This window comes from Neobacillus niacini (assembly GCF_031457145.1).
GTDB classification, from domain to species: Bacteria; Bacillota; Bacilli; order Bacillales; family Cytobacillaceae; genus Neobacillus; species Neobacillus niacini_J.
In genome coordinates this window covers 682,808-699,771 of record NZ_JAVDVZ010000001.1, presented here as the reverse complement: position 1 = coordinate 699,771, position 16,964 = coordinate 682,808, and the positions used below count along the sequence as shown (strand labels likewise).

The 16,964-nt window shown below is 37.0% G+C and carries 16 protein-coding genes; all 16 read right to left on the bottom strand.

Translation table 11 applies throughout. From position 1 onward, the window contains the following. Positions 1-84: 84 nt before the first annotated feature. The 16 genes from J2Y03_RS03715 to J2Y03_RS03640 all read right to left on the bottom strand — a co-directional run bounded on the left by J2Y03_RS03715 (position 85) and on the right by J2Y03_RS03640 (position 16,898). Entirely contained in the window at positions 85-1,209 is a 1,125-nt protein-coding gene (locus tag J2Y03_RS03715) for an amidohydrolase family protein (RefSeq protein ID WP_310190758.1), read from the bottom strand. 24 nt (positions 1,210-1,233) lie between these two features. After that, complete coding sequence (locus J2Y03_RS03710) at positions 1,234-1,587, bottom strand: Rieske (2Fe-2S) protein (protein WP_310190756.1); 354 nt, start codon at positions 1,585-1,587, stop codon at positions 1,234-1,236. A gap of 146 nt (positions 1,588-1,733) precedes the next feature. Then, positions 1,734-3,002: a TRAP transporter large permease gene (locus J2Y03_RS03705; protein ID WP_310190753.1), complete on the bottom strand. Its 1,269-nt coding sequence runs from the start codon at positions 3,000-3,002 to the stop codon at positions 1,734-1,736. 42 nt (positions 3,003-3,044) lie between these two features. Beyond that, positions 3,045-3,524, bottom strand: a complete 480-nt coding sequence (locus J2Y03_RS03700; protein ID WP_310191363.1) for a TRAP transporter small permease — start codon at positions 3,522-3,524, stop codon at positions 3,045-3,047. Positions 3,525-3,756: 232 nt separating this feature from the next. Further along, positions 3,757-4,827: a TRAP transporter substrate-binding protein gene (locus J2Y03_RS03695; RefSeq protein ID WP_310190751.1), complete on the bottom strand. Its 1,071-nt coding sequence runs from the start codon at positions 4,825-4,827 to the stop codon at positions 3,757-3,759. A gap of 200 nt (positions 4,828-5,027) precedes the next feature. After that, entirely contained in the window at positions 5,028-5,462 is a 435-nt protein-coding gene (locus tag J2Y03_RS03690) for a nuclear transport factor 2 family protein (RefSeq protein ID WP_310190749.1), read from the bottom strand. Positions 5,463-5,536: 74 nt separating this feature from the next. Then, positions 5,537-6,625, bottom strand: coding sequence for an NADPH dehydrogenase NamA (gene namA, locus J2Y03_RS03685; protein WP_310190747.1), 1,089 nt, complete (start codon positions 6,623-6,625; stop codon positions 5,537-5,539). 82 nt (positions 6,626-6,707) lie between these two features. Next, the gene (locus J2Y03_RS03680; protein WP_310190745.1) at positions 6,708-7,151 is read right to left on the bottom strand and encodes a nuclear transport factor 2 family protein; all 444 of its coding nucleotides are present in this window, start codon (positions 7,149-7,151) and stop codon (positions 6,708-6,710) included. 641 nt (positions 7,152-7,792) lie between these two features. After that, entirely contained in the window at positions 7,793-8,077 is a 285-nt protein-coding gene (locus J2Y03_RS03675) for a Dabb family protein (RefSeq protein WP_310190742.1), read from the bottom strand. Positions 8,078-8,192: 115 nt separating this feature from the next. Continuing rightward, complete coding sequence (locus tag J2Y03_RS03670; protein WP_310190740.1) at positions 8,193-9,275, bottom strand: TRAP transporter substrate-binding protein; 1,083 nt, start codon at positions 9,273-9,275, stop codon at positions 8,193-8,195. 213 nt (positions 9,276-9,488) lie between these two features. Further along, entirely contained in the window at positions 9,489-10,808 is a 1,320-nt protein-coding gene (locus tag J2Y03_RS03665; protein WP_310190739.1) for a TRAP transporter large permease, read from the bottom strand. Beyond that, complete coding sequence (locus J2Y03_RS03660) at positions 10,809-11,432, bottom strand: TRAP transporter small permease subunit (protein ID WP_310190737.1); 624 nt, start codon at positions 11,430-11,432, stop codon at positions 10,809-10,811. Between the two features lie 217 nt (positions 11,433-11,649). Continuing rightward, positions 11,650-12,732 (bottom strand): TRAP transporter substrate-binding protein, encoded by a 1,083-nt coding sequence (locus J2Y03_RS03655; RefSeq protein ID WP_310190734.1) that lies wholly within the window; start codon positions 12,730-12,732, stop codon positions 11,650-11,652. An 88-nt stretch (positions 12,733-12,820) separates the two neighbouring features. After that, positions 12,821-13,876: a TRAP transporter substrate-binding protein gene (locus J2Y03_RS03650; RefSeq protein ID WP_310190732.1), complete on the bottom strand. Its 1,056-nt coding sequence runs from the start codon at positions 13,874-13,876 to the stop codon at positions 12,821-12,823. 33 nt (positions 13,877-13,909) lie between these two features. Continuing rightward, on the bottom strand, positions 13,910-14,698 hold the full coding sequence (locus tag J2Y03_RS03645) for an SDR family NAD(P)-dependent oxidoreductase (protein WP_310190731.1): 789 nt from the start codon (positions 14,696-14,698) through the stop codon (positions 13,910-13,912). A gap of 613 nt (positions 14,699-15,311) precedes the next feature. Further along, positions 15,312-16,898 (bottom strand): ATP-dependent acyl-CoA ligase, encoded by a 1,587-nt coding sequence (locus J2Y03_RS03640; protein WP_310190728.1) that lies wholly within the window; start codon positions 16,896-16,898, stop codon positions 15,312-15,314. Positions 16,899-16,964 lie beyond the last annotated feature (66 nt).

Sequence of the window (16,964 nt, the reverse complement as noted above, 5' to 3'; positions counted from 1 at the left end):
TAGAATTTTTCAAGTCGGAAATCCCCGATAAAATATGAATTAGAAACAGAGCGGGTAAGTTTAAATTCGCAAATAGTTTATTTGTTAATTTTCCATCGAAACTGGTAATCCATATAACTTAGCTGCATTCTTATAGAGGATATTCTCTCTAAAATCCTTTGGAAAATGTTTGAATGTAATTTCTGGTGGATTGTAGGTAAAATGCGGATAGTCACTTGTATACACAATTTTATCCCTGCCAATCATTTCAGCCAAATCAACAACATGTTTTGCATCCTTTGGCCGGTTTGGTTCAATCAATGGTTGGGTTCCAAACCAAAAATGCTCTCGAACCTGTTCACTTGGTGGACGTTTTACCCAAGGAACCTCTCGTCTTAACATTGGCCAATGGGTATCCATTGTGTACATAGTATTTGGAACCCAGCCAAAACCTCCTTCATTAAAGAGGAAACGCAGCTCTTTATATTTCTCAAGCACACCGCTAAATACCAGGCTCGTCATTGCGACTTGAAGTGGTATTCCATTACTTGTTTGACTTTCTGCAAAATTGTTTGCTTCAAAACCTTCTCTATATAATCCTCCACGAGTTGATACATGATAAGTAATGATAAGTCCGTTTCGTATCGCAGCCTCCCATATAGGATAATATCGTGGATTTCCCCATGCTCCATAAGGACTAAGGCTAGGTAAGGCCACTTGAACAATTTGTGGGTGACTGCCGACGCGATCAATCTCACGAGCTGCTTCTTCTGGATTCTGAACTGCTACTACAACAGAACCAAGCATACTGGAATCCTTCGATAACCAGTGCTCAATTTGCCAATCATTGTAAGCAGAAGCTACTGCCGCTGCCATTTCATGTTGTGGAGAAGCAGAAATGAACCATGTAGCATCAGGATTAATAACAGCATAGGCATAGTTATATTTATCCGCTACTTGTTCTTTAAAATAACTTAATGAAGAACACCCAGTGCCTCCATCAGGGGTTTCACTATCCAGGACGTTCCTTTGGAGGAGGGCCATCGAACCAGCCCCTTGAAAAACTCCTCTCCATCCACAATCTATCATAAAATTTTTCCAATAATCACTCATATATGGCAATAGATCATTTTGCGAATGAGGATTGGCATGAAGGTCACAATCAATGACAGGTACTTTTGTCTTCTGATTCAAAGTATTATCGATATTTTCTTCAACCGTATTAGTCATATTAATCCCCTCTCTTCTTTCATACTAGGCATATACTACCAAATCGTTCCCTTCTACCTTTACATCATACGTTTTCACTTTTTCATTAGCCGGATCATGATCTGAACATCCTGTCTCCAAATCAAAACTCCATCTGTGCCATGGACAATAAATGTGTCCGCCATGTTCCTCAAGACAGAATTCTTTTACTTGAGAAGAACGAGCAACTGGCCCTAAAAAGCCTTTATCTAACTCTGCCCCCTGATGAGGGCAAGCATTTCGTATTGCGTAAAACTTTTCTCCATTTCTAACGACAAGCACAGATGCCCTTCCAACTTGAAAAACCTTCTTTTCTCCTGGCTTGATGTCTTCTTTATTACATAATATATTCCTTCCCATTCTATTAACCCTCCTAACATACTAAGTAATCTTAAAAATAATCTTTTAAATTATTATGCTAACCACACCCCCTAAAATTGAATTGGTACAAAAAGGAGAATGAAGAAATGCTTTTTGGATAGCTTCTCATCTAATAAATAAAATGACTAATCTACTAAAAATGTGCTTAGCCAAGGGAAGTACAAAATAATGATGGAACCGATTATAAGAGCATACATATAAGGAAGAGAACCTCGTATTACTACACCCACATTTGTTTTGAAATTTGAGCTTAATACAAATAGTGTCATACCAACGGGTGGTGTGATTTGCGCTATCATTAAACAAATAACCATTATAATCCCAAAGTGGATTGGATCAATTCCTAAATTCAAAATGGTTGGTAATAAAATAGGAACGGTGATAAAAAGGATCGGACCCGGTTCTAAAAATGTTCCTAATAATAGTAGAAATACCACAATAACTAGCGTCACTAACCAAGCCGGTACATTCACTGAAGCGACATACTCTGTAATCTGCTGTGGAACTTGAGAAAAAGTAAGAGATTGAGAAAATAATGATACTCCGCCTAGAATGATGTAAATTGCTGCGGTTGTAACCACTGCACCTTTTATACTTTTTATTAAATTATTTTTCGTAAAGTTTTTACGTTCAAAGATAAAACTAATCAATAATACGTAAAAGACTGCAATGGCTGCCGCTTCTGTAGGAGTAAAGATTCCTTGATAAATTCCCCCTAACACGACTGCTGGCATTAACAAGGCTGGAATAGCCTGCACAAATGATGAACCTATTTCCTTACTGGAACTCTTCGATCTACCAACTGCCTTTTCCCGATAACTAACGATGATTGCTGTGATAACAAGTAGAATGGTAAGCATGATACCTGGTGCGACACCTGCTAAGAAAAGATCGGAAACATTTACCTGTACGATAGACGCATACAAAATCATAATGATACTTGGAGGTATCATTGCACCTAATGTACCTGATGCCGATACAATACCTAAACTATTTTCTTTGGAATAGCCTGCTTCTAACATATGTGGAATAACCATCGTACCTACTGCAACAACGGTGGCAACTGCGGATCCTGAAAGTGCCCCAAATATAGCGCATGCTATGACAGCAGCTATTGCAAGTCCCCCGCGAAAATGGCCGACTAAATGAACAATAAACGACAGCATCCTATGAGCTGTACCCATAAAAGTCATTAAATTGCCTGCGAGTAGAAAAAATGGAATAGCTAAAAGAATCCAGCTATCTGCAGCTATAAAAAAATGAGAAGGGACATTGGCGGATGGCAAATTCATTCCAAATACAGCTAGAAATCCTCCGCTCATTCCCAATACAAACCATATTGGAGCCCCAATAAATAGTAGGACTAAAAAAATAATAATCGCTATAGCTAACAAAATGACTTTCCTCCTTTGATCATCTTTAAAGTATTACGTTTTCTAAGGTGTTGCAATTTCTTCTTGCTGTGTCATTTCATTAATGGATTTTGAAGAATTCTCTTCTAAAGAAGAATGACTTTCATAATTTACACAAAATTTATAAATATCCAAAATGATTTGCTGAATAACATATACGCAAGAGAAAAACATACCAATAGGAACTGCTATTGCAGGCAAAGCCATTAATAATAATCCTGAGTTCGTTCTCATATTCATTTGAACTAACGAATCTACCCATTTGATACCGTTCCAAAAGAGAAAGATAAATGCCAATAATAATAAGATATTGATGAATAAATCTAAACCATACTTCATTCTGCCCTTCAAATAATTGGGTAACATATCCATTTTTATATGCTCCCCATTTTTAATTAAAGGGCCTATATATGCAAAGACACAATAAATAATGAAGTATCTGGACAGTTCTTCAATCATTGGATACGAAATATCAAAAAAGTATCTCATAATTACGCTGTACATAACGAGTGACACACTAAATACTAAGAGTGTGCACGCTATGAAAGACAGACTTTTATCAATCCAGCGAGTGTAAGATTCAATCCTAGCAATAAACTTCAATTTATATCCACCTCTTGATTATTCGATTTAAAATAAATCGAGTTTATACTGAGTTAGTATAAACTCGAATATTTCATTAGCATACCTCTTAAATTATTTAAGTTAAAAAGATAGGAAAAGCAATGTTTTTAAATTAGTTAGATTGGGCGGCTTCAATCAACTTTTGCCCATCTTTTACAGTTTCTTTGAACATATCATAGACTGGGATTGCTGCTTTTCTATACTCTGACATCTCTTCATCTGTAGGATAGTAAAGCTTTACCCCTTTTTCTTCAAGTTTGCTCTTAGCTTCTTTATAATGTGTTGTAAGCATTTCATCATTTTGCTTTTGCACAGTTTTTCCAGCCTCTAACAAAATTTCTTGAAGATCAGCTGGCAATTGATCAAACTTTGCTTTAGACATAATTACAGGGTTAATAGAATAAACAACCGGCAAAAACGTACCTGCTTGTACTGGTAAGTCTCGATCAGCCGTTTGTACAATAGAGGCAATAGTTCCATCTATAATCCCTTGTTGTAACGCTGGAATAAGTTCTGTTGATACAATTGGAACACCACTCGCACCTAAACTCTCAAATGTTTTTAAAACCAATTTGCCTCCATAAACCCTTACCTTTAACCCTTTCATACTTTCCTTGTCCGTAACCATATCTTCCTTGTCTCTTGTCCAGATAAGACCAGGGTCTGCTCCGACAAAGGTGCCTAAAGGCTTTATTCCGCGTTCTTCCGTCTTTTTCAATAAAAGTTGTCCGCCATTTTCTTGTTCCATATAGTCTCTTAAACTATTTATAGCTACACTAAAATTATCAGGGTCATAATCAAATAAAAATGGTAATGCCAACACGTCATAAGCTGATTCTATGGAACTTAATCCAGAAGAACCATTAAAAGCCATATCAATTTGACCATTAAGTAACCCAGGAATTTCCTGATCATAAGGAAGAAGCTGAGCACTTGGGTATACTTCTATTTTGAGTCTGCCATTACTTCGTTTTTCTACCTCTTCCTTAAAGGAATTTGCAAGCTTCCCCATTATTTCCTGTCCTGAGTAACTATGAGATGCTCTAAGAACATATGTTTCTTCACTCGTTCCTGCAGAATCGTTTCCTTTTTTTGTTTCCTTACCAGCAGATTCTTCACTACCACATGCGGCCAACAAAAGAATCAAAACCATAAGCCCTAACACATACAATTTCTTTTTCATTCGAATCCCCCTTTACCTATCAGTTTTATTGTCCATTGTCCCCAAACGGTATCTCTTATTGTTTTTGTAAAAGATGACTTAATTTGAAATAGTATATGGGACAAAAATGACCGAATATTAGGAATATTCTAGCTAGGTCATGGTAAAAAATCTAATGATGTTGTTTTCAAATGAACCTTGCCAAGTGTAATGCCAGCCTTTTAAAATAAAGGGCTCTTAATATTAACGTAAAAAAGTTCTCTTCTCTTTAAAAGCCATTTCCCTGTTTTCTTTGTATATTCATCCCGATACGATGCAGATAATAATTCTGATTTCCCTTTTCTATCTGTATAGGTATAGACAACATCAGAAATGGCGGTTGCATAATCTCCATTCACTTCGATCACAGAATTCGTTGAATGATGGTGTTGTTCTTCTCTACTAGCCAAAATTGAATCAAACAAACTTTCAATCTCTTTTTTTCCAGAGCAAGTTCGATGCTTTGGAACCACCCAAACTCCTTCTTCATGCCAAATACTTAAAAAAGTTTCCCGGTCCCTTTTATCAACACCATGGCAATAGTTGGCTATTAATTTTCTAATTTCATCAATGGCCTCTAACTGGTGTATTCTCTCATGTATCACCAAATGTTCCATTTTTTCACAAACCTCTCTCTAGGTTAACAGCTCATTACTCTACTCTAAAAATATTGATTCATTTAGATTTGCTTTTATAATTTGAGCGCTAATGCTTCATGCCCAGGGACCCATCTTTGAGCGATTGAACTGTTTTCCTTTATTAACATTTCTTTCCATGCCCGGTCATATTGGAAAGGCGGTTGAATAAACTCTCCTAATTGATGAGCAGCGTTTAGCGGCCAAAATGGATCCCGCAACAACTCTCTTCCAATAAAAATTAAGTCAGCACGATTATTTTTTAAGATTTCTTCTGCTAGGAGTGCATGTGTGATTAAGCCTACCGCTCCGGTAGCAATATCAGCCTCTTTTTTGATTTTCTCTGTCAATGGAACTTGATAACCTGGATAGGAATCAATTTCAGCGAGGACAACCCCGCCTGAACTGCAATCAACTAAATCAACACCCTGACTTTTCATCTGTTGTGAGAAATAAATAAAATCTTCGATTGAATTTCCGGCTGGATGATATTCATTTACAGATAAGCGGACAAACAAAGGATTTCTCCAAACCGTATTAATGGCCTCAATAACTTCCCTTAAGAAACGATAGCGATTTTCTCTTGAACCTCCATATTGATCCGTTCTTTTATTTGACAATGGTGATAGAAAACTGCTAATTAAATATCCATGTGCACCATGTAACTCGATTAAATCAAAACCAGCTTCTTTACACCTGAGTGCAGCAATCTTAAAGTATTCGACCACTGCTTTAATATCTGCGATACTCATTTCTTTCGGTGTTTTCTTTTCCTTATTTTGTGCAATGGGTGATGGGCCAATAACGCTATCACCTACTGCCTTTCTGCCTGAATGACAAAGTTGTATCGCAATTTTCGAGCCATTTTCATGGACTGTATTTACAATACTCCTTAAACCTTCGATATGTTTATCATCCCAGATCCCTAAATCAGTAAATGAAACTCTTCCATGGGGATGTATAGATGTAGATTCCAGCATGATGAGTCCTACCTGGCCTACCGCTCGAATTCCATAATGGAGCTTATGCCACTCTGTCGCTGTCCCATCTTCGTCTTTAGCTGAATGCATACACATTGGAGACATGACGATCCGATTTTTTAATGTGACATTTTTAATTTGATAGGGGGAAAATAGCTTACTCATTTCAATTCACATCCTTATATCCTTAATTTAGTGCACCATAATCCTGATTTACAATCTCGGTAATCGTTCCTGCACTTGGCTTTCAAACTCTATTAAAAAGAGGGCTTATCGTTGCCTGAGGTTTGAATTCTCGTCTCTTAATCAGCCATTTTCCTGAACTTTTACAAAATTCATCATAATACCTTCCAGATAAATAGGTAGACTCGCCATCTATCAATCGATAATATAAAACATCAGAAACACCTGTAGCGGAATTCCCATTAATTTCTATTTTCGAGTTGGTTACATGATGGTGATGGTTTTGTTCGGCTGATGTTATCTTATCGTACATTTCTGCAATTTCCTTTTTTCCATTTGAAGCACCTCTAGGAACCATGTAGACTGCCTCTTTATCCCAAATACTTAAAAAAGACTCTTTATCCCATGAATCAACACTTTGACAATAGGTTGTAATTAAATTTCTTATATCTTGAATGCTTTGTAAGCGCTGTACTTGCTCCAATAAATCTAATATGTCTTTTCCCATAATTCAGTCCCCACCTCACTATAATTTTCACAACATATTAATTTGAACTTCTATGATCCCTAATTGTTGAAGATAATAATGGCGATTCAACCTTCCCTTTCTTAATCAGGATATTATTCGAATGCCACATTAATATATTATATGGTTATACGGACCATTAGAAATATATGTTAATCCTAGCATCGACTTCTAAAATTGTCAAAGTATATTTAATATTCTGTCTATTATACTTATTTTCTGTAACGACAGAAGGTCCTAAAATGTTACTTCATGGTTTGAGGTAAAAATAACGCGATTTCAGGGGAAAAGAAAAGTAACCCAATTAAAACCAATATTGGGATAACAAGTAGTATTCCTTTTTTAATCAAATTTTTGAGACCGTTTTCAAATTTGTTTAATAAGCCTTTTTCTCAAACAACACATTAATATATTATATGGTTGTTCGTACCATTGATTCTACGAATTTAATTTATCATCATTATTTACGCCTGTCAAACATTTTTAAATTTTCCGACTATTAAACAAAACAACGAAATTAAATGAAGGAATGGATCCAATATTAGGGCGACTGACAACATCTTTTAAACACCCAAGCTGTATAAGATTGGGTGTTTAGCATTTATAGGGTTTCTAGAATAAAATTAAAATTCAAAGTCTACTACTGTAAAATCACTCATCTCCATTTCTCTTAATAAAGAGGCTACCTCTTGATGTTTTGGATGGGGAATGTATTCTTCAAATGATTTTTTATCTTTAAATCGGATCGAAATTCCAAAGTCAAAACCTTCTTTAAAGTTTTCCCCTGCCTGAGCGTCAATAACTCCAGGTATATGGTTATTAAATGCTTTTATTTTATCTATTAAATCAACTTTTTTATCCTCTATTTCTTCATTTCCAAAATTAATAAACGTTAAATGTTCAACCATTTCTATTCCTCCTCAATATCTAATTACCAATTTAATACATTTATTACAAAAATTTTAATCTATCTGGCATAGAACATCCGCTCAAGCAGCCCTGTTATTGATGAGGATTTATTTATTATTTCTTCATTTCTTTCTCTCTATGTTTCCTGATAATTTCTATCATTCTCTTATTACCTTCGCTAAGGGACGCAAATTTATCCCACATAGGCTGTACGCTTTCATAGAATTTTTGCTCCTCTTTCTTTGATAAGTGAATGACCTCCAAATTACCTGACTTTTCATTTTCTTCAAGAATTTGTTTTACCATAGCTGTATGCTCTTTACCAGCTTCCAACGCTTTTAGTTCAGCTTCCTTTGAAACCTCTATAATAAGGTCCTGTAAATCTTTAGGGAGTTTTTCCATAGCTTTTTGACTTATAACCGTACTTGCCATATTAGCATTAACAACCGGAGGATCCACAGCATATTTTACTACTTCATTTAGTTTTAAGGTTTTTAACGTTTGATATCCTACTGGCACCCCATCTATGATTCCTCTTTGCAGCCCGTCATACCATTCAGCAACACTGATATTAACACCTACTACCCCTAATTCATCATACCAAGTATTCCACAAACCTCCCATAGATGCGATTAACAGTCCCTTCATATCCTCCATAGAGTGGACGGGTTTTGTCAATAACCAGCCATTATCTGTTAAAAAAGTGTACATTAATGGTTGAACACCGTTATCCATCATAGCATTATTTAAAATCTCGCCAATCTCTGTCTTATTCATTAAATCATAAGCTTCCTGTGCAGTCTTATTCCAATATGGAAAATAGGATATATACCCCTCTGGAACGGTATCACCATAAAACGTAGGAGTCAGGTTACCCATATCGATTGTGCCGCTGGCTAATGCATCCAGCATTTCAGGCTGTTGTGCTAACTGCCCATTAAAATATAGATCAATTTTTAATCGACCTTCACTTCTTTTTTCAAGCTCTTCTTTAATCCAATGAGTAGCATAATACATCGGTTTACTATTTTTTGTAGTATCCGGTAAAGGAACATTAAAAGTTAAATTATACTTTTCTTCCTTGCCGCCGGAAGTTTTTGAACTGTCTCCAGAAGAAGCATTTGAACCACATGCTGTTAAAGTAATGATGCATATGATTAATACAACATTAATAATCATTTTTTTGACATTTTTCACAAAAACTCCACCCCTTTGTTTTTTTGTTTAACCTAAAATCCAAAAATGGTTACTCCATTTTTAAGTTTAAAATCTATTTAAATAGTTACATCCCATCTCTTATCAATCTGAACCATTAAGCCATATGCAGTTTTTCCGGCATTAACTGTTTCCTTAAAAAGGAAGAACAATTTCCCCAAAAAGTGCATACAGCCCGTTTTGAAATTTCTAAACCTACCGATTATTAAACATCTGTTCCGGAAGCCATGTTACAATTTCAGGAAAAATAAATAAGATAACCGTACCTATTGTAAATAATCCCACCATTGGCCAACACGCTGCAAACGTATCACGTAAATTTATATCCGGGGCAACTCCTTTTAAAACGAATAACTGCATTCCAAATGGCGGTGATAAATTTGCTGTTATCGCACTGATTACAAAAATAACACCAAACCATACCATATCCACTCCCATACTATTTAAGATTGGCAGGATAATCGGCGCAGTCATGAACAAAATAGGTACAGCGTCCAGTGGGATGCCGAGGATGAAAAAGAAAATAAGGACTGCTATCAAAAACATAGTTGGAGACAAATTCATATTTTCAATTAACCCAGCCAGCTGTTCACCCACTCTTGTAACACTGATTATTTTGGCATAGGCAGTGGCGCCAATGACCATCCAAAACACCATTGCACACAAACCAATCGTCATACTGAACATCTTTTTAATATTTCCCCATGTCAGCTTCCGATTGATTCCCGCACTAACTAGTGACCCGATAACTCCTACTGCCGCAGCCTCGGTTGGGGTGGCAACTCCCAAAAAAATACTAGCCAGAACCACAGTAATAACACTTAATGGTAAAATAACGCCCTTTAAGGCTACAAATTTTTCTTTCCAAGTAAACCTCTCCTCTTTTGGGAGGGCAGGACCATAGTTAGGTCTGATCCAACAAAGAACTAAAGCGTATAGCGCGATAATCACGGCCATCATAAGGCCGGGAATAATCCCAGCCATAAACAACTGTCCTGGAGAAACTTCTGCTATTACAGCGTATATAATCATTACAAGACTGGGTGGAATTAGAATTCCTAATCCGCTGCCTGCCAAGATGATTCCTTGCGTTAATCTATCATTGTATCCACGGCTGAGCATCGATGGACGGGCAGTAACTCCGAGCGTGGCTGTAGATACCATGGCTGTCCCAACCATTGCCGAAAACAATGTAGCGATGGCCGTTGTACCAACAGCAAGTCCGCCCCTCATTCCCCCAAACCAGCGGTAAAATGCTTCATACATTCCATCTATCAAATCACTGTATCTCAAGATTCCTGCCATGAAAATATATAAGGGTACTGCGGTATAAATAAATTGATTGACATCATTGAATGCAGATAAGATAAACCCGCTCACACTTGCAGGTCCGCCCCATATTATAAAGCCAGCGATAAGGGAAATGCCGGACATAACAAAGGCAATCGGAATTCCCAGCATAATTCCTGTCATTAGAGCCGTAAACATGATAAGAGCGATAACATAAGGTTCCATTTATTTCCCCTCCTCAACCTTTATATCTGTATTAGGCAGGTAAATCTCTTTAGTATTATCCAGGTCAAACTTTCTATCTGTATTAAGCAGGTAGATCTCCTTATCATTGTCAACCTCATATTTTCTACCTGTTATAAGTAAGTAGATATCTTTAAACAAAGTCACCAATGCCTGCAGTCCCAGCAGGGTTCCTCCAATAGGAAGGATACTCCATTTAATCCACATTGGTATGTTCAGGCCGGTTGTCGCAACAACTCCTTTTTTATACAAATCCAAAACGTGCTGCCCGCCCCAAAAAACCAGTGCAATTACCGTTAAAAAAATGAACAGGTGAGAGATTAGATCCACTATAGCTTTTCCTTTATCAGAAAATTTAGCATAATACATATCCACTCGTACGTGTTCGTTTTTCAATATGGCATACCCGCCGCCTATAAACGCCATAACCGCTGTCAGCCAAACAGAAGTGTCAAACCCAAATCTAGTCGGTCTTTCAAAAAAATAACGGGCAATTACATCGTAGAAGATCATTAATGATAGAAAAGTGATAATTACTCCAATTACCACATACATTTGCTGATTAATATAATTTATAAATCGAATCGTTTTATTTACAATTTTCATGGGACACCCTCTCCGTTCAATATTCTTATAGAAATGTATTTTAAAAGAAAACGGAAATGATGTTTATGCCGATTCTTATCATTTCGGTTTTTATTTAAACGAGCATTTTTTATTTTCAGGCAAACGATTTTCCCTTTACATTTTTATTTCATGATAATTCTGAATATTTTTTATAAAAATTTGGGTACCGACTTTCGAAAAAATCTAAGTTCCTCCTTTACTCTTTCTTTCTCTCTTCAATATTATTTCTTATAATTTCTATTATTTTTGCGTTACCCTTGCTTAAAGAAGCAAATTTATCCCACATAGGCTGAACACTTTCAACAAATTTCTGTTGTTCTACCTCTGACAGCTTAATTACTTCAATGCCATTTTTCTTTTGGTAATTTTTCAAATCCTGTAAAACCTTATCTTTATCCTTTTTAGTTGCATCTAACGCTTTGAGTTCAGCTTCCTTTGAGACCTCGAAAATAATATCCTGCAGATCCTTAGGAAGTTTTTCCAAAGTTTTATTACTAATAAACATATTGCCCATCTGAGCATCAACAAACGGAGGATCGATGACATATTTAACTACTTCGTTTAGTTTAAAGATGGTCAACGCTTGAAATCCAGTAGGTATTCCATCTATGATTCCTCTCGAAAGTGCGTCGTACCAATCTGAATGAGGGATTTCAACACCATTTATCCCCAATTCCTCATACCAGGAATTATATAATCCTCCCATTGTTACCATTAATAGTCCATTCATATCCTCAACAGAGTGGACAGGCTTGTTTACTAACCAGCCACCAAGAGCAGCATAAGTGTTCAATAACGGTGTAGCACCATATTCTTTGAAAGCATTGTTATAAATCTCACCTATCTCTGTGTTATTCCATAAATCATAGGCCTCCTGGACATCTTTAGCCCAATAGGGGAAGTATGTGATAAACCCTTCTGGTACGAGATCTCCATAATACGATGCAGTCGCATATCCAATATCGATTGTACCGCTGGATAATGCATCTAACATTTCGGGAACTTGAGCTAACTGACCATTAAAATATAATTCTATCTTTACTTTTCCTTCGCTTCTTTTTTCAATCTCCTCTTTAAACCAATGCATAGCATAATAACGCGGGTTATTAGGGTCTTGGTTATCAGGGTAAGGAATATTAAATTTTAAGTTATACACTTTTTCCTTATCACGAGATTCAGATCCTTTTTCAGATGAAGTAGCATTGGACCCACACGCTGTTAAAGCAAGGATACTCATTAATAAGATCACTCTATGAATGACACTTTTAAAATTTTTCATAGACACTCCACCTTTTTTTATATAATATACTTCATTGTGAAACAGACTAATATAACGCTCTTTTTTCTATGAAAATCAACGAATTATATTATCTTTCTTTTCTATTTTCTCTAATAATTTCTATGATTCTTGCATTTCCTTCGCTTAATGAAGCAAATTCATCCCACATTGGTTGAACGCTATCATAAAATCTTTGTTCTTCTTCCTTTGATAAAGTTATGACCTCAAATGCTTTTGCTTTTTCAAATTCTTTCACTTCTTTTAATACCTTTTCACTATCCTCATTACTGCCTTGTAATGCATTGGTCTCTGCTTCCTTTGCAGTCTCAAGGAGAATGTCCTGCAGATTCTTTGGAAGTTCTTCTAATGTTTTATTACTAATAAACATGGTTAACATCAAGGCATTATTGAAAGGAGGAGCGATGACATAATCAACCACTTCATTTAGTTTTAAATTTTTTAACGTGCTATATGAAGTTGGTATTCCATCAATAACTCCTCTTGACATGCCATCATACCAATCAGCATTTGGCATATCAACTCCTGTTGCTCCTAATCCCTTAAGCCAGGTGTTAAACAATCCCCCAAAAGTTGCTACTAAGAGTCCTTTCATATCCTCTACAGAATGAACCGGCTTGTTCAATAACCAACCGCCATTTCCAACGAAATTGTTCATTATTGGCGTTACGCCATATTCTTTAAATGCATTGTTATAGATTTCTCCGATTTCAGTGTTATGCCATAAATCATAGGCTTCATTAACATCTTTAGCCCATAGCGGCATGTTGGTAATAAATGCTTCTGGTATAAGATCTCCATAGAACGATGTTGTTACATACCCCAAGTCAACACTACCGCTGGCTGTTGCATCTAACAATTCCGGAAGTTGAGCCAGCTGTCCATTAAAATATACATTAATTTTCATTCTGCCTTCACTTCTTTTTTCAATCTCTTCTACAAACCACTTATATGAATAATATTGGACTTTACTGTTAGCGGAATTATCTGGTGCAGGTATATTTAGGTCTAATGTAAATACTTTATCTTTGTTGACAGTTTGAGTGGCTTTTCCTCCACAAGCGGTAACAACAATCATACACATTAATAAGAGGCCAATAATAATTAAATTTTTACTATTTTTCATAAATACTCCCCTTTCGTTTTTTATCAAATTTAATTAAGTTAATATTGCTCCTCCATCTATTACAATGTGTTGACCAACTATGTGAGAGGATAAATCACTTACTAGATATAGCATTAAATTGGCAATTTCTTCTGGATCTGCATACCTTCCATCTGGAGAAGAGGCTTTAATAGCCATTCTTTTTAATTCAGCTTCCTCCGCATTTCCTTTTGAATAACCAAATACCACGGAATCTAACATGGATGTATCCACTCCCCCAGGGCAGATCGCATTTACGCGAACCCCATGAGGTGCTGCTTCGACCCCAGCCGACTTTGTCATACCAAGAACAGCATGTTTGCTAGCACCATAAGCCACCAAATTGGGAGTACCAAGCAGCCCGGCAGCTGATGCCGTATTAACAATTGCGCCACTTTTTTGGGTCATCATATGGGGCAGAACATATTTCATTCCTAAAAACACACCTCTTACATTTATATCCATCACTCTATCAAACACATCGACTGGATAATCAACAATGGGAACTACTTCTCCTAACCAGCCTGCATTGTTCAAGAGAATATCTATTTTACTATATCTATCAATCGTTACATGTACATAATTTTTTACATCTTCTTCTTTTGTTACATCTGTTTTGATAAAGATGGCTTCTCCACCATCTTCGTTTATTTCATTTACAACATTCATTCCGCTCTCTTCCTGTAAGTCAACAATTACTACTTTTGCTCCACCTGCGGCTATCTTAAGACTTGCTGCACGGCCAATTCCGCCGCCACCCCCTGTTACGATAGCAACTTTATTTGTAAAATTAAAATAGCCCAAATCTACCGCCCCATTTCTAAGATCACAGGATAAACTGCATGAAACTATGTTTATATGAATTTCTTCATTAAAATTTAAATATCCGTTATCTACTGGAATAATCTGTCCGTTAATTTGCGCTTGAACTAGAAGAAAATAAGCATGCTACTACTTCAGCCACCTTTTCTGGCTTTATTAGTTCTCCTCATATGCTGGTTTCCTAATTTTCTTTTTCTGTTATCTTCCAATTTATTCATCATTTAAGAATTAAAAAAGCGCTTTCAAATCATTGGCAGCCCTTATTACATTAAAGAATTTTTGATTTAAGACCTGGAACAGTTTTAGTATTTTCGTTGTTAAATCATATCATTATAATGTACGGACCATTTTGTCATTTTTTTAAAAACAACACCTCTTTTTATTTGTGGTATTATTCCAAATTTTCCGACTCTTTAAAACCTTATTCATTGAAGATGCTATTATGTAAACCTAAAAATCTATTACAAATACTATTGCAAAAAGACTAGTGGTTACGACCGAAACTTATTTTGGTTGGTCTTACATATGCTGAAGACCAACCACTATACACTCCGATCTTACACAATAGCAAAAACATCTCAAATCTACAGCTATTTTAACGCAAAACTTTATACCCCGTAAGTTCACGATCCCACGTATCAAGGGTAATCCCTTCCTCACGCAGCTTATATTTCTCGACCTTTTGGGACGGATTTCTTGGGAGATCTGATACGAACCGGACATAGCGTGGAACCGCGAAATGAGCCAATCGGGATTGACAGAAGTCCAGCAACTCCTCATGTCTCAAATCTTCTCCGTCCTTCACGACAACCACTGCAAGCACTTCTTCTTCTGTGAGTTCAGAAGGAACGCCGACTACTGCTGAGTCAAGAACCTTAGGATGTTTGTTAAGAACGGTCTCGACTTCAAAAGAAGATATATTCTCTCCCCGCCTGCGGATTGCATCCTTTTTACGATCGACAAAGTAGAGATAGCCTTCTTCATCCATGTACCCTCGATCGCCTGTGTGATACCACAAGTTTTTCCATGCTTTTACAGTTGCCTCAGGGTCACCATAATAACCTGAAAACAATACACCAGGTTCCTTTGGTCTTACCACTATCTCACCTACTACACCATTGGGACAACGTTTATCATTGTCATCGTGGATTTCGACAACATAACTCGTAACAGGCCGACCGCAAGATCCTTTTCGAAACGATTCAGCAGGATTAAAGGTCATTGAACCGGTTTCCGTTGAACCATACCCTTCGTGAAGCTTGATGCCAAAGCGGTTCTGGAACTCTTCATATATTTCTGGGGGTATTGGTGCCCCGTGTGCTTGTTGAACCGGATTATCCGAATCGTCATGGCGCGGCGGCTGCTTTAGAAGAATTGTCAGCATTGAGCCCATAAAGTTGAATTGGGTGATTTGCTCTTCCTTGCATATGTCCCAGAATCTAGAAGCCGAAAATCGGTTATGCATGACCACGTCACCGTCTGCGATCAGTGCCGGAAGGACGGTCGTATATCGAGAATTGGAATGAAAAAGTGGAAAAACGGTATATAAACGATCGTTAGGACCTATTTCCCTAAATTTGCAATGGATTTCTGCCAGATTAAAATTTGCACTATGACTGATGATGGCACCTTTGGACGGACCGGTAGTTCCTGATGTAAAGAGAATGAGAGATGGGTCCATCGGTTGGATGGACACATCTAATGAAAGGTCGCTTGCCTCATCCATAATTTTTGTATAAGAATGCCAAGAGATCAGGCCTGGCATAGGCTCATTGACATCTCCTACCACAATGACGTGGCGAAGATGTAACAATTCATTTGAGATACCCTTTACACGATCTACCCATTCCGATGAAATTATGAGAGCCTGGCACTCACCTGTATTGAGAATGTGTGCAAGGAGATCTCCGCGATATGACACATTAACCGGTACTTCAATTACGCCCAGTTTTGCCAAACCTAACCAGGCGGCTAAGAACTCCGGGCTGTTAGGTAACATAACCGCGCAAGTATCACCCTTGGATAACCCCAACTCCTTCATTACATTTGCCATCTTGTTTCCACTTCTATCGAACTCTCCATATGTGAGTTCAGAATTCTCGAAACGAATAAACCGTGCATCCGGCTTTTCTTTTGCTCGATGTTCAACTATTTTTCCAAACGTTTTTAAACCAGTGTACATATTACTCTCCCTCCCCTGCATGGGACATGGGTACACTGAACCTTTAATTCGGTGCACCAAAGCCCG